This window comes from Nocardia sp. NPDC005745 (genome assembly GCF_040630775.1).
GTDB lineage: Bacteria > Actinomycetota > Actinomycetes > Mycobacteriales > Mycobacteriaceae > Nocardia.
Genome location: NZ_JBEXYF010000014.1, coordinates 54133 through 68810 on the forward strand (window position 1 = coordinate 54133; position 14678 = coordinate 68810).

A 14678-nucleotide genomic window follows, 5' to 3' on the forward strand; every position below is an offset into this window, starting at 1 on the left:
GTTCCGTATTGGTCAAGTCAGATGGTACTGATCGGTTCCGTCCTGCTACCGTGACGTCATGGCAACTCAAGCCAAGCAGCGTTTGCTCACCACGGCGGAAGAGCTCTTCTATGCCGAAGGCATTCGAGCCGTCGGCATCGACCGCCTGCTCCAGGAGTCCGGCGTGGGCCGCGCGTCGTTCTATCGCCACTTCGCGAGCAAGGACGAACTCGTCGTCGCGGTGCTGGAAGATCGTGATCGCCGGTGGCTGAGCTGGCTGCGGGAATCGGTCGAGGCGAAGACCGGCGATCCGGCCGTCCGCCCGCTGGCGGTCTTCGACGCCCTCGCCGACCGATTCGCCAGCAAGGACTTTCGCGGCTGCGCGTTCATCAACACCATGGTCGAGGTCGCCGATCGCGAGAGCGCCGCGCATCAGGTCGCCGATCGGCACAAGCGGCGGGTGATCGATTACCTGTCCGAACTTCTCACCGAGGCGGGTTCGTCCGATGCTTCGGGAATGGCCGCGGAACTCGCGTTGCTGGTGGACGGAGCGATCGTCACCGCTGTTCGCGAGGGGAATCCGGATGCGGCCTCCCGGGCGCGTGCGATCGCAGAGCGTTTGCTCGCCGCGCGGTAGAACTTTCGAGCGCCGCCGGTTGGCGGCTACTCGGGCGACACTCGATTAGCGCTGGAGCTTGGTCATGAAGTGCGCCAGCGCGGTGTGCACCGCCGCTGCGTCCTGCTGGTCGAGTGAATTCCGCAAGTCGCGGTCCAGTTCGTCGACGATCGCGACGCTGCGGCCGAGTAGCTCGCGTCCCTGGTCGGTCAGTTCCAACGTGTGCACGCGACGGTCGGCGGTGTCCTGGACGCGGACGAGCGCGTTCATCGCCACCAGGCGATCCACGAGGGTGACCACGAGGCTCGGCGCGACTCCGAGCGCGTCCGCCACCTCGCGTTGTGATCGTGCCTGTCCGGTATCGACGACGGCCAGCACGCCCACCTGCTTGTGCGTCAATCCGAGCGCTTCGATCCGGGCGCCGAACATCTGGGTTATCCGTGTGCCGACCACTCCGAGCCGGAAGCTCAGCGAGCCGAGCAGATCTTCACCGTTGACACGATTCACGACGCCGATACTATCGGCAGTGAATCGTTCAGGACAGAACGATTCTTGAGTGAATGAGGTTTTCGTGATGTCGCTCTGGCTCGCCGCGCTGAACGCGGCTGTCGCGATGGTCAGCGTGGGATTCGCTGTGACGGGCGTGGTCGCGCCCGCGGCATTGGCGGGATCGGATGCGGTGGCCTCGACGCGGTACTACGCCGCCATGTATGCGGCGCGGGCTGTCCCGCTCGGCTGTGCGGTCTTGATCGCGGCATTTCTGTCGATTTCGAACGGCGCCTGGATCGTTCTGCTCGCCGGCGCCGGGGTGTGTCAGGTCGGGGATGCGGTGATAGGTCTGTGGCGGCGGATCCCTGGGCAGGTGGCGGGGTCGGTGCTCGTCGGCACGATTCATCTCGCGTCGATGACGCACTTGTTGGCCACCAAGTGATCCCAGGGGCTTCCGTCAGGCCGAATGGAGGCTGCGCGCAGTGGGTGAGGTTTCGGTCGCGGCCGGGTCGGGATAGGTGCCGAAGAGGCGGTCGGCGGTGCCGGAGCTGGTGACCGTGAACCAGTAGTGCTCGTTCTTGTAGTGGTGGTGGCGGTGGTTGCGCCAAACCGCCCGGTAGAGCGATCGTTTCGGCTTGTAGTCGGTGTGGATCAGATAGTGCGTCCACTCATAGCCGAGGCCGAGCAGGGTGATGGTGATCAGGAAGGTCAGTCCCAGGCTCGCGTGGGGGAAGGCGAACGCCGCCAACGCGATCAACACGACGACCAGCACCGCCAGCGTCCTGGTCGGGATGAAGATCAGCGGGATGTCGCGCGGATCCACGTGATGCTCGCGGTGCTTGCGAGCCAGTTCGCTGTCGAGCGCGATCGGGCCGAGCCGCCGTGGCCGCCAATGCAGCACGGTGACGTGCACGATCCATTCGAAGATCGGAAAGAACGCCAGCATCACGGCGGGCACCAGCAGATCGGTGGGCTGCCAGTCGCCGACGACGATCCGGGCGATCAGTGCGCCGACCAGCGTGGTTCCGATCATCCACGGGGAAGGGTGCCGGAGGAATTCCTCGAATGCCCGACCCAGGGTGAGTCCGCGGCGCAGCGCCCGCTCGTCCCTGCGCACCCGCGCCCGTGCGTCGACCGATTCCCGGTCGGATGTCTTGGATTTGGTCATGATGGTTCCTAGCTGTGCGTGATCGGCGGTCCACCGAGGACCTCGATCAGAGCGGTGGTCGCCGGCTCGAGCAGCGCCCGAGCGGTGGTGGCGGCCTTCTGCGGCCGGCCCGCCGCGATGGCGGCGGCCAGTTCGCGGTACGCCTCGACGTTGCCCACCTCGGCGGACATGATCGGGGCCAGCGCCGCGAGCGCTGGTTCATAGGCGGCGCGCAACATGTTGAACATCAGCCGGAAAACGATCGAGTCGGCCGCGTCCACGACGTGATCCCAGAACTCCATCGCGTGCCGCTGCTGGGCGATCGGGTCCGGTTCGGCGGCGAGCGCCTCGACCGAGCTCTCCAGCAGAGGGCGAATCTCTTCCGCGCCGACTGCGCCGACCCGGCGCGCGGCCAACTCCGCCACCTTCGGTCCGTTGTGCAGGCGAGCCTCCAGAATGCTGCGCGCGACACCGGGGTCGAGTTCCCCGGCCTGCACCAACAACCTGGGCAGCACCTCGAGCCCGGCACCGCGCCGATAGTCCAGCACGGTCGTCGCGTCTCCTTGCCGCACGGCCACCAGCCCGGCTGCCGCCAGCCGTTGTAGCGCCTCCCGAACCGCGGGCCTGGACACCCCCAGCGCCTCCGCCAGTTGCCGCTCACTGGGCAAGGTCGCCCCCGGCGCCAGCTCGCCACTGAGCACATCCGCGGCGATCTGCTCGAACACATCCGCCGACACCGACCGCTTGACCACAGGTTGCAACGCCATGCGTCTACTGTGCGCCGAAGCGGTCAGGAGGTCAAGTGGTCAGACCAATGTGGCGGGCTCCAGGCTGGATGAGCGGAATGGAGGCCCAGATGGCGTCGGGGCGGCGCAGAAATGGTTCGGAGATCGGTGGCTAGTCGTGTAGCGTTCGTGGCGGGCTTCGCACGGGGGAGACACTGCTGTGCCGGACATCTCATTGCGTTCCGCCGCTATAGGCGATCTGTCATTCATCGGGGAGCTCTGCAGGCGCAGTACGTCGATACCAGCCGAGGGCGTCGGATATCCGCGCTGTGCCGACGAGCGGGAACTATTGGCCGAAATCGCGCTCTACGACAATGTGATGGAAGATCATCTGTTCGTGGTGTGCGACGCTGAAGGCGCAGCGGTGGGTTGCACCGGGTTGCTGGTGTCCGATACCGATGCGGTCAGCTATCTTGTCGGGCCGCTGCTTCATGGCGCATGGCGAACCGTCGACACCGCGCGACAGGTCGTGAACCTCGTTCTGGGTAAGCGCGATGTCACCGGTGCGCTGGTCGGCTATATCGAGGACGAGAATGTCGTCCTCGGGGAGGCGTTGCAACGGACCGGTTGGCAGCGCGGCGCGGCACAGTTGGAGATGAGCTGCGAAATTCGAGCGTCCGATCCCGCTGCGGTGACGGCTCAGGTGCGGCATTCGATTCGACGATTGGCGGGCAGTAGCGATCCGGCATTCGGCGCCACCGCGACATTGCTTGGCAGACATCATCATTGGCCATCCGATCCGCTGGCACGTCTCCACGACTACCTGGAGGACGGTTATCAGGTCGCTGTTTTGGAATCGTCAGGGCGGCTTGTCGGTTGTGCACTGTGGATCCACATCAGCGGCACCGATTTCGCCCGGCTCGACTATCTGTCGGTGGCCGAGGAGTTCCAACGCAGATCGTATGGCAAGACCCTCACCCGGCACGTTCTGGCCGAAGCGGCGCGCACACGCGCGATCAAGCGCATCTATCTCAGTGTTGACCCGGCCAATGAAGGCGCACGTCGCGCATATCGCGCCTGCGGCTTCGAAGAGGGGACAGCATCTCGAAAGTATTCCTACATCCGCGAGTAGTGCCTCGGTCAGCTGGGGTCGGATCCCCGAATGGCGGAGAGCCAGATCGAGCACACGGCCGCGATGGTAACGGCCGCGAGGAAGGCGGGGAGGCCTCCGCCATCGATGTAGACCCACAGGAGTGCCGCGATGGGGGCAGCGACGGTGGGTTGCGCGTCCAGCAGCAGACGGCGGCGCAGCCGGGTGACCTTCGCGGCGTGGGTGTCCGCGTCCGGATCGGGGCGGCTGGGGTTGTCGAGGAGACGGCCGGGCGGTTCGACGTCGCGAACGCGGCCGGATGGGTAGAAGCGTCGCCCGCCGACGTGCATCGTGCGGTCGGTGAGTTCTCCTTCGGTTTTGGTGAGGGTGACCAGCGCCGGGTCGAAGTACACCGGAAGCCAGCGTGGACGACCCGTGCCTTCGATCTGCAACCATGATCGGCTGACCAGGCGGTGCTGCTGGCGAACGCGGGTGACCCGCACGGTCCGCGCGGTGCCCGAACGCCACGACGGAAGTACGCCGAAGGCGACCGCGAGCCGATACGCGGTGTACCCGGCTACGCCGAGCGCGACGGCCGCTATACCCGCCACCTGATCCAACGTGCCGAACGGCGCCCAAGCGGCACAGACCGCGAGGGCGCCGAACGTCACCGTGACCGGATAGGCCAGCGGGTGGCCCGATCCAGAACTCACTTCAGGAAGCCGACCTTGGTGTAGTCGCGGGAGGCGAGGCCGAACGCACCGTAGTTCGCCAGGTCGGTCCGGGCCGCGTAGGTGCCCGCCGCCTGGTGCAGCGGAATGGAGTAGCCCTCTTCGAAGATCATCCGATCGCACTCGTTGGCCAGCTGAATGGCCTTGTCCGGGTCGAGCTCGGAAAGTGTCCGGTCGATCAGCGCGTTGAGTTCCGGGGTACCGATCCGCGCCTTGTTGCCCTGCAGGTTGTTCGGATCGTAGTAGTAGATCTGCCGCAATCCGCTCAGTGGGAGAACGCTACCGTTCCAGCTGAATTGGGCCAGATCGAAGTTACCGGGGTCGATGACATTGGTGAACAGACCGGTGCCGGGCACGGTCTGGATGCTCAGCTTCACTCCGACCCTCGCGAGGTTCTGCTGCACGATCTGCGCGGTCTGCACCCACTGATCCTGCTGGTACATCACGTCGCGGAGTTCGAGCTTGCGACCGTCCTTCTCGCGGACATCGCCGTTGAGTTTCCACCCGAGGGCGTCCAACATGCGGGCCGCCTCGTCCGGGTCGTAGGCGATGGGCGCCGCGTTGTCCTGGTAGCCCTTCTGCCCCGATACGAAGACGTGATTGTTCAGCGGTTTGGGATCGTCGACGACGCCGTGCTGCGAGGCGGTGACCACTCCCTGCCGGTCGATCGCCTTGGAGATGGCGATTCGCAGCTGCGGATCGGCGAGCAGGGAACCGGGTGCTCCGTTGAACGTGATGTGCGACCAGGTCGGCTCGGGCGTGCGCCGGATGACCACGTTCGCGGCATTGCGCGCAGCGCTGACGTTCTCGATGCCGGACATGTAGGCGATATCGAGTTCGTTGTTCTGGATCGCGGGCAGCCAGGCCGAATGGTCGAGCACGCTGAAGGTGACGGAATCGAGCTTCGGCGTATCGCCCCACCACTTGGGATTGCGCCCGAGCACGATGCGATTCTGGCTGCGGTCGATGGAGGTGACCACGAAGGGGCCCGCGCTTTGCGGCAGCCCGTTCCTGGCCGCGTTGGTGAAGGCGTCGGGGGTCGCGGTGACCGACTTCGGGTACAGCGGGCTGAACAGTCCTTGCCATTCGCCATACGGTTGGTCGAAGGTCACCACGGCTTGCCGGTCATCGGCTCCGCGCTCGACCTTGCCGACCCGTTCGAAACCGCCGGTGGCCGAGACGAGGAACGCGTTGTCCTTACCGCTGAGCGCATTCGCCTGAGACCGGAGATCCTCCCAGGTGATCGGCGAGCCATCGGACCAGACTGCCTTCGGATTGATGGTGTACTCCACCTGCTGCGGGCTGTTGCCGGTCAGCTTGATATCGGTGAAGAAGTTGTGGTCGACGCTCAGCTGCCCCGCCGCGTCGCTGACGAAGGCGGCGGGCATCGTCGCTTCGACAATGTAGAAGACAGTTTCCGTTCCGCCGTCTACGTGCAGATAGTTGAAAGTCTCCGGGAAATTGGAGAGTGCCAGCCGCAGGTTGCCGCCGTCGCGCAGTTCGCTCGGGTCCCTCGGGTTGATGTCGTTGGTGCTGCCGACCGTGCTGGAGCCCGGGGTCACTCCGTTGTCGCCGCCACAACCGGTGATTGCCAGCCCTACGACGACCAGCGATAAGGCCAGCCGGGCACACGCAGAGGTAATCCGCATGGTGATCCTTCCTGCTCGTTGCGTCCTACGGAAACGACCTCACTTCTCGAAGCCCACCCGGAGGTAGTCCGTGGAAGCCAGCCCGAAGGCGCCGAAGTTGGCCAGGCCCGCACGGACCGCTACGTTGCCGGCCGATTGCGCGACGGGCACCGAATGACCCAGCTCGAAGATCATCCGGTCGGCCTTGTTCGCAAGCTCGATCGCCTTCTCGGGGTCGAGTTCGGAGATGGTCTGCTCGATCAGCGCGTTCAGTTCGGGTGACCCGATCCGTCCCTTGTTGCTGAGCGTATTCGCTGGGTCGTAGGCGTAGATCTGGGGCAGCGCGCCGAGCGGGAAAATGCTTCGTTGCCAGCTGAACTGAGCGATGTCGAAGTTGCCAGGGTCGATGACATCGGTGAACAGGCCGTTGCCGGGGAAGGTCTGGATTTCGAGCTTCACCCCGACCCGAGCCAGATTCTGCTGCATGATCTGCGCCATCTGCACCCAAGTGTCCTGCTGGAACATCACATCCCGGATCACCAGCTTCCGCCCGTCCTTCTCGCGGACGTCGCCGTTGAGCTTCCAACCGAGTTCGTCCAGCATGCGGGCCGCCTCGTCGGGGTTGTAGGCGATCACCGCGGAGTTGTCCTGGTAGCCCTTCTGCCCGTCGAGGTAGATGTGGTTGTTCAGCGGCTTGGGATTCTCCACGATCCCGTTCTGCAGCGCCGTGACGACGCCCTGCCGGTCGATCGCCTTCGCGATCGCGACGCGCAGGCGGGGATCCGCGAGAATCGACCCCTGCGCTCCGTTGAACGTGATGTGCGAATTGGACGGACGCGAAGCGCGACGCACGATGATGCCCGGTGAGTTGGTCGCGGACTTGACCTCTTCGATGCCCGAGATATCGATGGCGTCGAGTTCATTGTTCTGCAAGGCGTTGAGACGGGCCGAATAGTCCAGCACGCTGTAGGTGACGGTGTCGAGTTTCGGCGTCTCGCCCCACCATTTCGGGTTGCGGCTGAGCACGATGCGTTGCTGCGCCCGGTCGACGGAGGTGATCACGAATGGTCCCGCCGACTTGGCGAGCCCGTTGCGGTCACGCTCGTTGAACGCCTGCGGCGTCTCGGTCGATTCTTTCGGCATCAGCTGACTGAACAGGCCCCGCCAATCCGCGTAGTGCTGTTCGAAGGTGGCGATTGCCTGGCGGTCGTCGACGCCGCGCTCGACGCCGGCCAGCCGGCTGTAGCCCTGGGTCGCGGAGACCCGGTATTCCGTGTTGCGGCCGCTCAGCGCCTCCGCCTGGGACCGCAGGTCCTCCCAGGTGATCGGGTTGCCGTCGGACCAGACCGCCTTGGGGTTGATGGTGTAGACAACTCGCTGCGGGTTGGTCTCGGTCAACGCGATGTCGGTGAAGAAATTGTGGTCGACCGACAATTCGCCTGCGGCGTTGGAGGTGATCGGCCCCGGCAATGTCCAGTCGACCACTTCGGAGATGTCATAGTCGCTGTCGACGTGGTGCGAATTGAACGTCGCGGGGAAATTCGTGATGGCCAGACGCAGGTTGCCGCCGTCGCGCAATGCGCTCGGCTCCTGGGGATTGATGTCGTTGGTCGAACCCAGCGCGTTGGAACCCGACTTCACCCCGCTGTCGCCCGAGCCGCAGCCGGCCAGCAGCGCGAGCGCCGTGCCCACGGTGAGCGCCCGGACGATCACGGTCCGTGTCCGCCGCCGGCGGTTGGGGGTCGGCTGTACTGGTCTCATTTCACGAATCCGATCTCGGTGTAGTCGTAGGACGCCAGACCGGGTGAGCCGATATTGGCGAGGTCCGCGCGGGCGCCGAAACTGCCGTCGGACTGGGTCAGCGGCAGGGAATGTCCTTCCTCGAACACTTTCCGGTCGACCTCGTTGGCCAGTTCGATCGCCTTCTTCGGATCGAGTTCGGTCAGCGTGCGCTCGATCAGGGCGTTGAGTTCGGGCGAACCGATGCGACCGTAGTTGCCCTGCAGGTCGTTCGGGTCGTAGTAGTAGATCTGCCGGATGGAACTCATCGCGAAGGCGTCCCCGGAGAAGATGAACTGTGCGGCGTCGAAATCACCGGGAATGATGACGTCGGTGAAATAACCGGCGCCGGGCTTGGTATCGATGGTCAGCCGCACGCCGATGCGGGCCAGATTCTGCTGGATGATCTGCGCGATCTGGACCCACAGCGGGTCGTTGTACATCACGTCGCGAATTTCCAGTTTGCGGCCGTCCTTCTCACGGACGTCGCCGTTGAGCTTCCAGCCGAGCGCGTCGAGTTCCTGTGCCGCCTGGTCCGGGTCGTACGCCACCGGCGCCGAATTGTCCTGATACCCGTCTTGTCCCTGGAGGAAGATGTGGTTGTTCAACGGCTTCGGATTCTCGACCAGACCGTTCTGGGTCGCGGTCGCGATGCCCTGCCGGTCGATGGCCTTCGCGATCGCCACGCGCAGACGCGCGTCCGCGAGGATGGAGCCGGGCGCGCCGTTGAAGGTGATGTGGCGCCATCGGTTACCCGGGGCGCGGCGAATGACCAGCCCGCCGGTGTTGCGGACCGTCTTGACCTCATCGATCGAGGCGAGCCGGACGAGGTCGAGTTCGTTGTTCTGCAGGGCGCTCGCCCAGGCCGCCTGATCCAGCACGCTGTAGGTGATGGTGTCCAGTTTCGGCGTCTCACCCCACCACTTCGGATTTCGGCCGAGCACGATCCGGCCCTGGACGCGGTCGGTGGATTGGACGACGAACGGGCCCGCGCTGGGGCCGAGACGGTCCACGAGTCCCTTGTTGAACGATTCCGGGTCCGCCGTCACGGATTTCGGGAAAAGCGAGGAGTTGCCCGCGAACTGTCCGCGCCATTCGCCATAGGGATGGTTGAAGGTGAGGACCGCCTGCCGGTCGTCCACACCGCGCTCGACCTTGTCGACGAACTCGAAGCCGTTGGTGATCGCGATCAAGAAGCGCTTGTCCCGCCCGCTGAGCGCGTGTGCTTGCGCGGTGATGTCCTCCCAGGTGATCGGCGTGCCGTCGGACCAGACCGCGGCGGGATTGATGGTGTAGGTGACCTGTTGCGGATCGGTGCCGGTCAGCGCGACATCGGTGAAGTAGTTCTTGTTGACGGTGAGGTTGCCCGCCGCGTCGACGTCGAACGCGCGCGGCATGAGCGGGCGCTCGATGTCGCCGATCTCGCCGTCGTTCCCGTCATTGGACAGGGTGTTCCAGTTCGCCGGGAAGCTGGTCACCGCCAGGCGGAGATTGCCGCCCTCGCGCACCTCGTCGCGGTTTTTGGGATTGATGTCGCTGGTGGTGCCGAGCGCGTCGGACAGTCCCGCGGCCGAATCGTCGGAGCCGGTCGCGCAGCCCGCGGCGATCAGCGCGATCGCGGCCAAGCCCGCAGTCCACCGCATTCGATCGAAACGGATCCGCATCGCGCTCTCCTGACTATCGGCTGACTGCTGGAACCGGCACCGCGTCGATCAGCGCCCTGGTGTACTCGTGCCGAGGATCAGCGAAAATTTGCTCCGCCGGGCCGTATTCCACGATCTTGCCGCGATACATGACGGCGACGTCGTGGGCCAGATTCCGCACCACCGACAGGTCGTGCGAGACGAACAGGTAGGACAGCCCGCGCTCGGTCTGCAGATCGCGCAACAGGTTGAGCACGCCAGCCTGGATCGAGACGTCCAGCGAGGAGACCGGCTCGTCCAACACCAGCAACTCCGGGTCCAGCGCGAGTGCGCGGGCGATGCTGATGCGCTGTTTCTGGCCGCCGGAGAAGTCCGCGGGATAGCGGTCGGCATGATCCGGGCGCAGACCGACCTGCTCGAGCAGTTGCGGGACCCGGCGGACGATCTCGGCCCGCGGTCGCCCGTCGATGCGCAACGGCTCGGCGATCGCGTCGAAGATCGGCAGGCGCGGGTCCAGCGAGGCGGTGGGGTCCTGGAAGACGATCTGCATCTTCCGGCGGATCTCCCGCTTGCGCGCCTTGCTCAGCGACGCGACATCGGTGCCCATGATCTCGATGGCGCCCGACTGCGGCGGTATCAGATCGAGAATCTGCGTGAGCGTGGTGGATTTGCCGGAGCCGGACTCCCCGACCAGCGCCAAGGTGCGCCCGCCGCGGACCTCGAAGCTGATGCCGTCGACTGCCCTGACCTCCCCCGTGCGGCGGCGCAGTACTACACCCGAGGTGATCGGGAAGATTTTCACCAGATCCTTGACGCGCAAGACCACATCGGACTCCACCTCCGCCACGGCGTCCGGCTCGGCGATCTCGCGGCGGTAGGCCTCGAACAAGTCGTCGGCGCCGACCTCCGCGGTGCGAATGCAGGCGGCGGTATGCCCGGGTTCGACGGCCTCCAGCGGTGGTTCCGCGGCCCTGCATTCGTCGATCGCCACCGGGCAGCGCGGTGCGAACGAGCATCCAGGCGGCAGGGCGTGCATAGCGGGCGGCGCGCCGACGATCGGGATCAGCGGCTGCCGCGGCGGACCGTCCATGCGCGGAATCGAACCGAGCAGGCCGACGGTGTACGGCATTCGCGGCGCGCTGAACAGGTCCGCCGCGGTGGCGGTCTCGACGATCCTGCCCGCGTACATGACGGCGACGCGGTCGGCCAGGGTCGCGGCGATGCCCATGTCGTGGGTGATCATGATGACGCCCGCGCCGGTGATGTCGCGCGCCTTGCGCAGCAGATTCAAGATCTGCTTCTGCACCGTCACGTCCAGCGCGGTGGTGGGCTCGTCGCAGATGATCAGCGCCGGATCGTTCGCGATCGCCATCGCGATGACCACGCGCTGGCGCTGGCCACCGGAGAACTCGTGCGGAAACGCCTTGGCCCGCACCTCCGGATCCGGGATGCCGACCAGGTCGAGCAGCTCCACCGCCCGCTTCGCGGCTTCGCGCCTGCCCATCTTGCCGTGCGCCAGCAGGGCTTCGGCGATCTGATCGCCCACCCGGTACACCGGCGTGAGCGCCGACAACGGGTCTTGGAACACCATGCTGATGGAACTGCCGCGCAGCCTGGACAATTCGCGATCACCGAGCCCGAGCAGTTCGCGTCCGCGGAACCGGATGGAACCGGTGATCCGCGCCTGCTCCGGCAGCAATCCCATCACCGCCAGCGAGGACACCGACTTCCCCGAGCCGGATTCACCGACGATGGCGAGCACCTCGCCGTCGGACACCGTGTAAGTGACGCCGCGGACCGCGTCGATCCGGCCCTCCTCGCTGGGGAAGGACACCCGCAGATCGGTGATCTCCAGCAGCGGCGCGGTCGAGGCCGTCTTCTCGGTTTCTCCTGCGCTCGTCATGCTTTCGCCTTCTTCTTCGACCGAGCCCGCTTCGCGCCGGGATCGAACGCGTCGCGCAGTCCGTCACCGACGAGGTTGGCGCACAGCACGGTGACGATCAGCAGACCGCCCGCGAACAGGAACAGCCAGGGATAGGTCAACGCTGATTTCGTGCCCGCGGCGATCAGCGAGCCGAGCGACACGTCCGGCGGCTGCACGCCGAAACCGAGGAAGCTCAACCCCGTTTCGGCCATGATCGCCGAGCCGACGGTGAGGGTGGTGTCGATGATCAGGATCGAGGCGATGTTCGGGATGACGTGACTGAGGATTACCGTGCGGGTGGGCGCCCCCATGTACCGAGCGGCCCGGACGAATTCGCGATCACGCAGGCTCAATGTCAGGCCCCGCACGATCCTTGCCGAGATCATCCAGCCGAAGCAGGACAGCAGCACGATCAGCAGCAGGATGGAACCGCTGCCCTTGGTGCGCGGCGCGAACAGCGCGATGATGATGAAACTCGGGACCACCAGCAGCAGATCGACCAGCCACATGATCGCGCGATCGGTCCAGCCGCCGAGCAATCCGGCCAGCGATCCGGCGGTGGCCGCGATCGTGGTGGACAACAGCGCGACGCACAGGCCGATGACCAGCGATTTCTGCAGTCCACGCAGAGTCTGCGCGAGCACGTCCTGACCGATCTGAGTGGTGCCGAAGGGATGTTTCGCGCTCGGTGGTTTGAGCAGGGCGGTGTAGTCCAGTTGCTGGTAGTCGTAGGCGAGCAAGGGCGGCAGCGCGAAGCTCGCGACGAACAGCGCGATGAGGACCAAGCCACCCGCGACGGCGGGCTTGTTACGCAGGAAGCGCCGCAGGACCAGCCTGCGCCGTCCGGTCGCGGTGACCTCCGGGGCGCCCTGGACGATGATTTCGGCTTCGGTCATCCCACACGCACCCTGGGGTCGAGAATCGCGTACACGATGTCGGAGAGCAGACCCGACACCAGCACGACCAGGCCGGCGAACGCGGTCACCGTCACCACGACGTACAGATCCTGCGCGTTGATCGAGTCGACCAGCCACTCCCCGACACCGTGCCAGCCGAAGATCTTCTCGGTGAACGTCGCGCCGGTGATCAGGGCGCCGAGGCTGTAGGCGAACAGTGTGGCCATCGGGATCAGCGCCGTGCGAAGGCCGTGCTTGTACAGCGCCTTGCTTCGGGTGAGGCCCTTGGCGCGGGCGGTGCGGATGAAATCGCTCTGCAGCACGTCGAGCATGGCGTTGCGCTGATATCGGCTGTAGCCCGCCATGGCGCCGAGGGCCAGCGCGGTGGTGGGCAGGATCAGGTGCTGGACGCGGTCGAGCAGTTGCGGCCCGAACCCTTCGATCTTGTTCGCCGACGTTTCGCCGGTATAGAGGAAGATCTGCGACCCGGTGAGCGAGTTGATCTCCAGCGCACCGTATTTCAGCAGCGTCGCGAGCAGGAAGACCGGTGTGCTCAAGACCAGCAGCGACACCACCGTGGTGAAGTAGTCGCTGAACTTGTACTGCCGGATCGCGCCCGCGGCGCCGATCAGTACGCCCAGCACCGTGCCGACCAGGGAGCCGACGATCAGCAGGCGCAGACTCACCGCGACCCGCCGCGGCAGCTCCCGGCTGACCGGCTGACCGGCAAGCGTGGTGCCGAAGTCACCGTGCGGAATGCCCGCGAGCCAGGTGATATAGCGCTGCGGGATCGGGTCGTTGAGATGCAACTCCTCGGCCTTGGCGTCGATCACTGCCTGTGGCGGGCGCGGGTTGCGTTGTTCGAGACTGTCCAGCGGCCGGAACGTCAGTGACGCCAGGCTGAACGTCAGGAACGAAGCCAGCAGCAACAGCACGACATAGTTGAGCGCGCGTCGTAGCAGGAAGCCGGTCATCAGTCCTCTGGTCTCTCGGCTGGACGGGCCAGCGTCGGTATTAGTCCCCGATCATAAGGACGTGGTCGGCGGCGCGCGTGCCACATGACATCCGGGCATGTCCGAGGCTCGGCCGGACACCGGCCCGCGGGACCGGACGGGCGTCGTCCGGCAGGATGGAATGGGTGATGCCCCTGCACCTGCCCAAGCCGAAGATGGTCGCCACCGATGTGGACGGCACGCTCATCGATCACGACGAGCGGGTCACCGCGCGGACCAAGGCAGCGGTAGGCGCCCTGATCGCCGACGGTGTGCCGTTCGTCCTGGCCACGGGGCGTCCACCACGCTGGATCGATCCCGTGGTGCAGGGCCTGGGTTACGCCCCGCTGTGCGTGTGCGGCAACGGTGCGGTGATCTATGACAGCGCCGCCGACCGGGTGCTGGCCAGCATGACATTGGACGTGCCGACGCTCGCCTGGCTCGCCGACGTCGCCGAGCGGGCGTTGCCCGGCTGCGGTCTGGCCGCCGAACGCGTCGGCGAGCGCGCGCACGACGCGGTGACCCCGCAGTTCGTCAGCTCGCCGCAGTACGAGCACGCCTGGCTCAACCCGGACGACACCTCGGTCGCCCGCGAAGAGGTCATCGACGCGCCCGCCATAAAGATGCTGATCCGGCTACCGGGCGCACGCAGCTCGGACATGCGCACCGTGCTCGCTCCGCTGATCGGTGAGCGAGCCGACATCACCTATTCGACCGAGCACGGGCTCATCGAACTGTCCGCGCCGGGCATCACCAAGGCCGCCGGGCTGGCGGTGGTGGCGCAGCGGCTCGGCGTGGACGAGTCCACCATCGTCGCGTTCGGCGACATGCCCAACGACGTCCCCATGCTCACCATGGCGGGCCACGGCGTCGCGATGCGCAACGCCCACCCCGAGGCCATCGCCGCCGCCGATGAGATCGCCGAATCGAACTCCGATGACGGAGTCGCGCGAATTCTCGAACGCTGGTGGATGTAGCGGTGGTACACAGCCGGAGCCCGCGCCGTGGCGCGGGCTCCGAATCAGTGTGACCTGCTGAG

The 14678-nt window shown here is 65.9% G+C and carries 14 protein-coding genes; 4 read left to right on the top strand and 10 right to left on the bottom strand.

Annotated elements, in window-relative coordinates; translation table 11 throughout:
• Positions 1-58: 58 nt before the first annotated feature.
• Positions 59-616 carry a TetR/AcrR family transcriptional regulator gene (locus ABZ420_RS16700; RefSeq protein ID WP_357123039.1) on the top strand — a complete coding sequence of 186 codons (558 nt, stop codon included), beginning with the start codon at positions 59-61 and terminating at the stop codon, positions 614-616.
• 45 nt (positions 617-661) lie between these two features.
• Here the strand turns inward: ABZ420_RS16700 and ABZ420_RS16705 are convergent, their stop codons facing one another.
• Positions 662-1102, bottom strand: coding sequence for a MarR family winged helix-turn-helix transcriptional regulator (locus ABZ420_RS16705; protein ID WP_357123042.1), 441 nt, complete (start codon positions 1100-1102; stop codon positions 662-664).
• A gap of 67 nt (positions 1103-1169) precedes the next feature.
• Between ABZ420_RS16705 and ABZ420_RS16710 the strand changes: the two genes are divergently transcribed.
• Positions 1170-1526 (top strand): hypothetical protein, encoded by a 357-nt coding sequence (locus ABZ420_RS16710; RefSeq protein ID WP_357123045.1) that lies wholly within the window; start codon positions 1170-1172, stop codon positions 1524-1526.
• Between the two features lie 15 nt (positions 1527-1541).
• Here ABZ420_RS16710 and ABZ420_RS16715 read toward each other — a convergent pair whose 3' ends face one another.
• Together ABZ420_RS16715 and ABZ420_RS16720 are read right to left on the bottom strand one after the other, a co-directional pair.
• Entirely contained in the window at positions 1542-2252 is a 711-nt protein-coding gene (locus tag ABZ420_RS16715; protein WP_357123047.1) for a sterol desaturase family protein, read from the bottom strand.
• Positions 2253-2260: 8 nt separating this feature from the next.
• Entirely contained in the window at positions 2261-2998 is a 738-nt protein-coding gene (locus ABZ420_RS16720) for a FadR/GntR family transcriptional regulator (RefSeq protein ID WP_357123050.1), read from the bottom strand.
• Between the two features lie 178 nt (positions 2999-3176).
• Here ABZ420_RS16720 and ABZ420_RS16725 point away from each other — a divergent pair, with 178 nt between their 5' ends.
• Positions 3177-4088 carry a GNAT family N-acetyltransferase gene (locus ABZ420_RS16725; RefSeq protein ID WP_357123053.1) on the top strand — a complete coding sequence of 304 codons (912 nt, stop codon included), beginning with the start codon at positions 3177-3179 and terminating at the stop codon, positions 4086-4088.
• 8 nt (positions 4089-4096) lie between these two features.
• Here the strand turns inward: ABZ420_RS16725 and ABZ420_RS16730 are convergent, their stop codons facing one another.
• The 7 genes from ABZ420_RS16730 to ABZ420_RS16760 are packed head-to-tail and all read right to left on the bottom strand — an operon-like array spanning position 4097 to position 13621.
• Positions 4097-4759: a hypothetical protein gene (locus tag ABZ420_RS16730; RefSeq protein ID WP_357123056.1), complete on the bottom strand. Its 663-nt coding sequence runs from the start codon at positions 4757-4759 to the stop codon at positions 4097-4099.
• Positions 4756-6426, bottom strand: a complete 1671-nt coding sequence (locus tag ABZ420_RS16735; RefSeq protein WP_357123059.1) for an ABC transporter family substrate-binding protein — start codon at positions 6424-6426, stop codon at positions 4756-4758. Before ABZ420_RS16735 ends, ABZ420_RS16730 begins: the two co-directional genes overlap by 4 nt.
• A 39-nt stretch (positions 6427-6465) precedes the next feature.
• On the bottom strand, positions 6466-8166 hold the full coding sequence (locus ABZ420_RS16740) for an ABC transporter family substrate-binding protein (protein ID WP_357123061.1): 1701 nt from the start codon (positions 8164-8166) through the stop codon (positions 6466-6468).
• Positions 8163-9848: an ABC transporter family substrate-binding protein gene (locus ABZ420_RS16745; RefSeq protein WP_357123064.1), complete on the bottom strand. Its 1686-nt coding sequence runs from the start codon at positions 9846-9848 to the stop codon at positions 8163-8165. The genes ABZ420_RS16740 and ABZ420_RS16745 overlap by 4 nt, the downstream gene beginning before the upstream one ends.
• Before the next feature lie 13 nt (positions 9849-9861).
• Complete coding sequence (locus tag ABZ420_RS16750) at positions 9862-11730, bottom strand: ABC transporter ATP-binding protein (protein ID WP_357123067.1); 1869 nt, start codon at positions 11728-11730, stop codon at positions 9862-9864.
• Entirely contained in the window at positions 11727-12647 is a 921-nt protein-coding gene (locus tag ABZ420_RS16755) for an ABC transporter permease (protein ID WP_357123070.1), read from the bottom strand. The genes ABZ420_RS16750 and ABZ420_RS16755 overlap by 4 nt, the downstream gene beginning before the upstream one ends.
• The gene (locus ABZ420_RS16760; protein ID WP_040864240.1) at positions 12644-13621 is read right to left on the bottom strand and encodes an ABC transporter permease; all 978 of its coding nucleotides are present in this window, start codon (positions 13619-13621) and stop codon (positions 12644-12646) included. The genes ABZ420_RS16755 and ABZ420_RS16760 overlap by 4 nt, the downstream gene beginning before the upstream one ends.
• A gap of 167 nt (positions 13622-13788) precedes the next feature.
• On the opposite strand from ABZ420_RS16760, the gene ABZ420_RS16765 reads away from it, so the two are divergent.
• Positions 13789-14616, top strand: a complete 828-nt coding sequence (locus tag ABZ420_RS16765) for an HAD family hydrolase (RefSeq protein WP_357123073.1) — start codon at positions 13789-13791, stop codon at positions 14614-14616.
• Positions 14617-14678: the final 62 nt, after the last annotated feature.

Bases quoted from the DNA above. Each gene is read 5' to 3' on its own strand.
- ABZ420_RS16700 (WP_357123039.1), top strand. From the start codon at position 59: ATGGCAACTCAAGCCAAGCAGCGTTTGCTCACCACGGCGGAAGAGCTC.
- ABZ420_RS16765 (WP_357123073.1), top strand. From the start codon at position 13,789: ATGCCCCTGCACCTGCCCAAGCCGAAGATGGTCGCCACCGATGTGGAC.
- ABZ420_RS16755 (WP_357123070.1), bottom strand. From the start codon at position 12,647: ATGACCGAAGCCGAAATCATCGTCCAGGGCGCCCCGGAGGTCACCGCG.
- ABZ420_RS16735 (WP_357123059.1), bottom strand. From the start codon at position 6,426: ATGCGGATTACCTCTGCGTGTGCCCGGCTGGCCTTATCGCTGGTCGTC.
- ABZ420_RS16710 (WP_357123045.1), top strand. From the start codon at position 1,170: ATGTCGCTCTGGCTCGCCGCGCTGAACGCGGCTGTCGCGATGGTCAGC.
- ABZ420_RS16760 (WP_040864240.1), bottom strand. From the start codon at position 13,621: ATGACCGGCTTCCTGCTACGACGCGCGCTCAACTATGTCGTGCTGTTG.
- ABZ420_RS16750 (WP_357123067.1), bottom strand. From the start codon at position 11,730: ATGACGAGCGCAGGAGAAACCGAGAAGACGGCCTCGACCGCGCCGCTG.
- ABZ420_RS16745 (WP_357123064.1), bottom strand. From the start codon at position 9,848: ATGCGGATCCGTTTCGATCGAATGCGGTGGACTGCGGGCTTGGCCGCG.
- ABZ420_RS16715 (WP_357123047.1), bottom strand. From the start codon at position 2,252: ATGACCAAATCCAAGACATCCGACCGGGAATCGGTCGACGCACGGGCG.
- ABZ420_RS16720 (WP_357123050.1), bottom strand. From the start codon at position 2,998: ATGGCGTTGCAACCTGTGGTCAAGCGGTCGGTGTCGGCGGATGTGTTC.
- ABZ420_RS16740 (WP_357123061.1), bottom strand. From the start codon at position 8,166: ATGAGACCAGTACAGCCGACCCCCAACCGCCGGCGGCGGACACGGACC.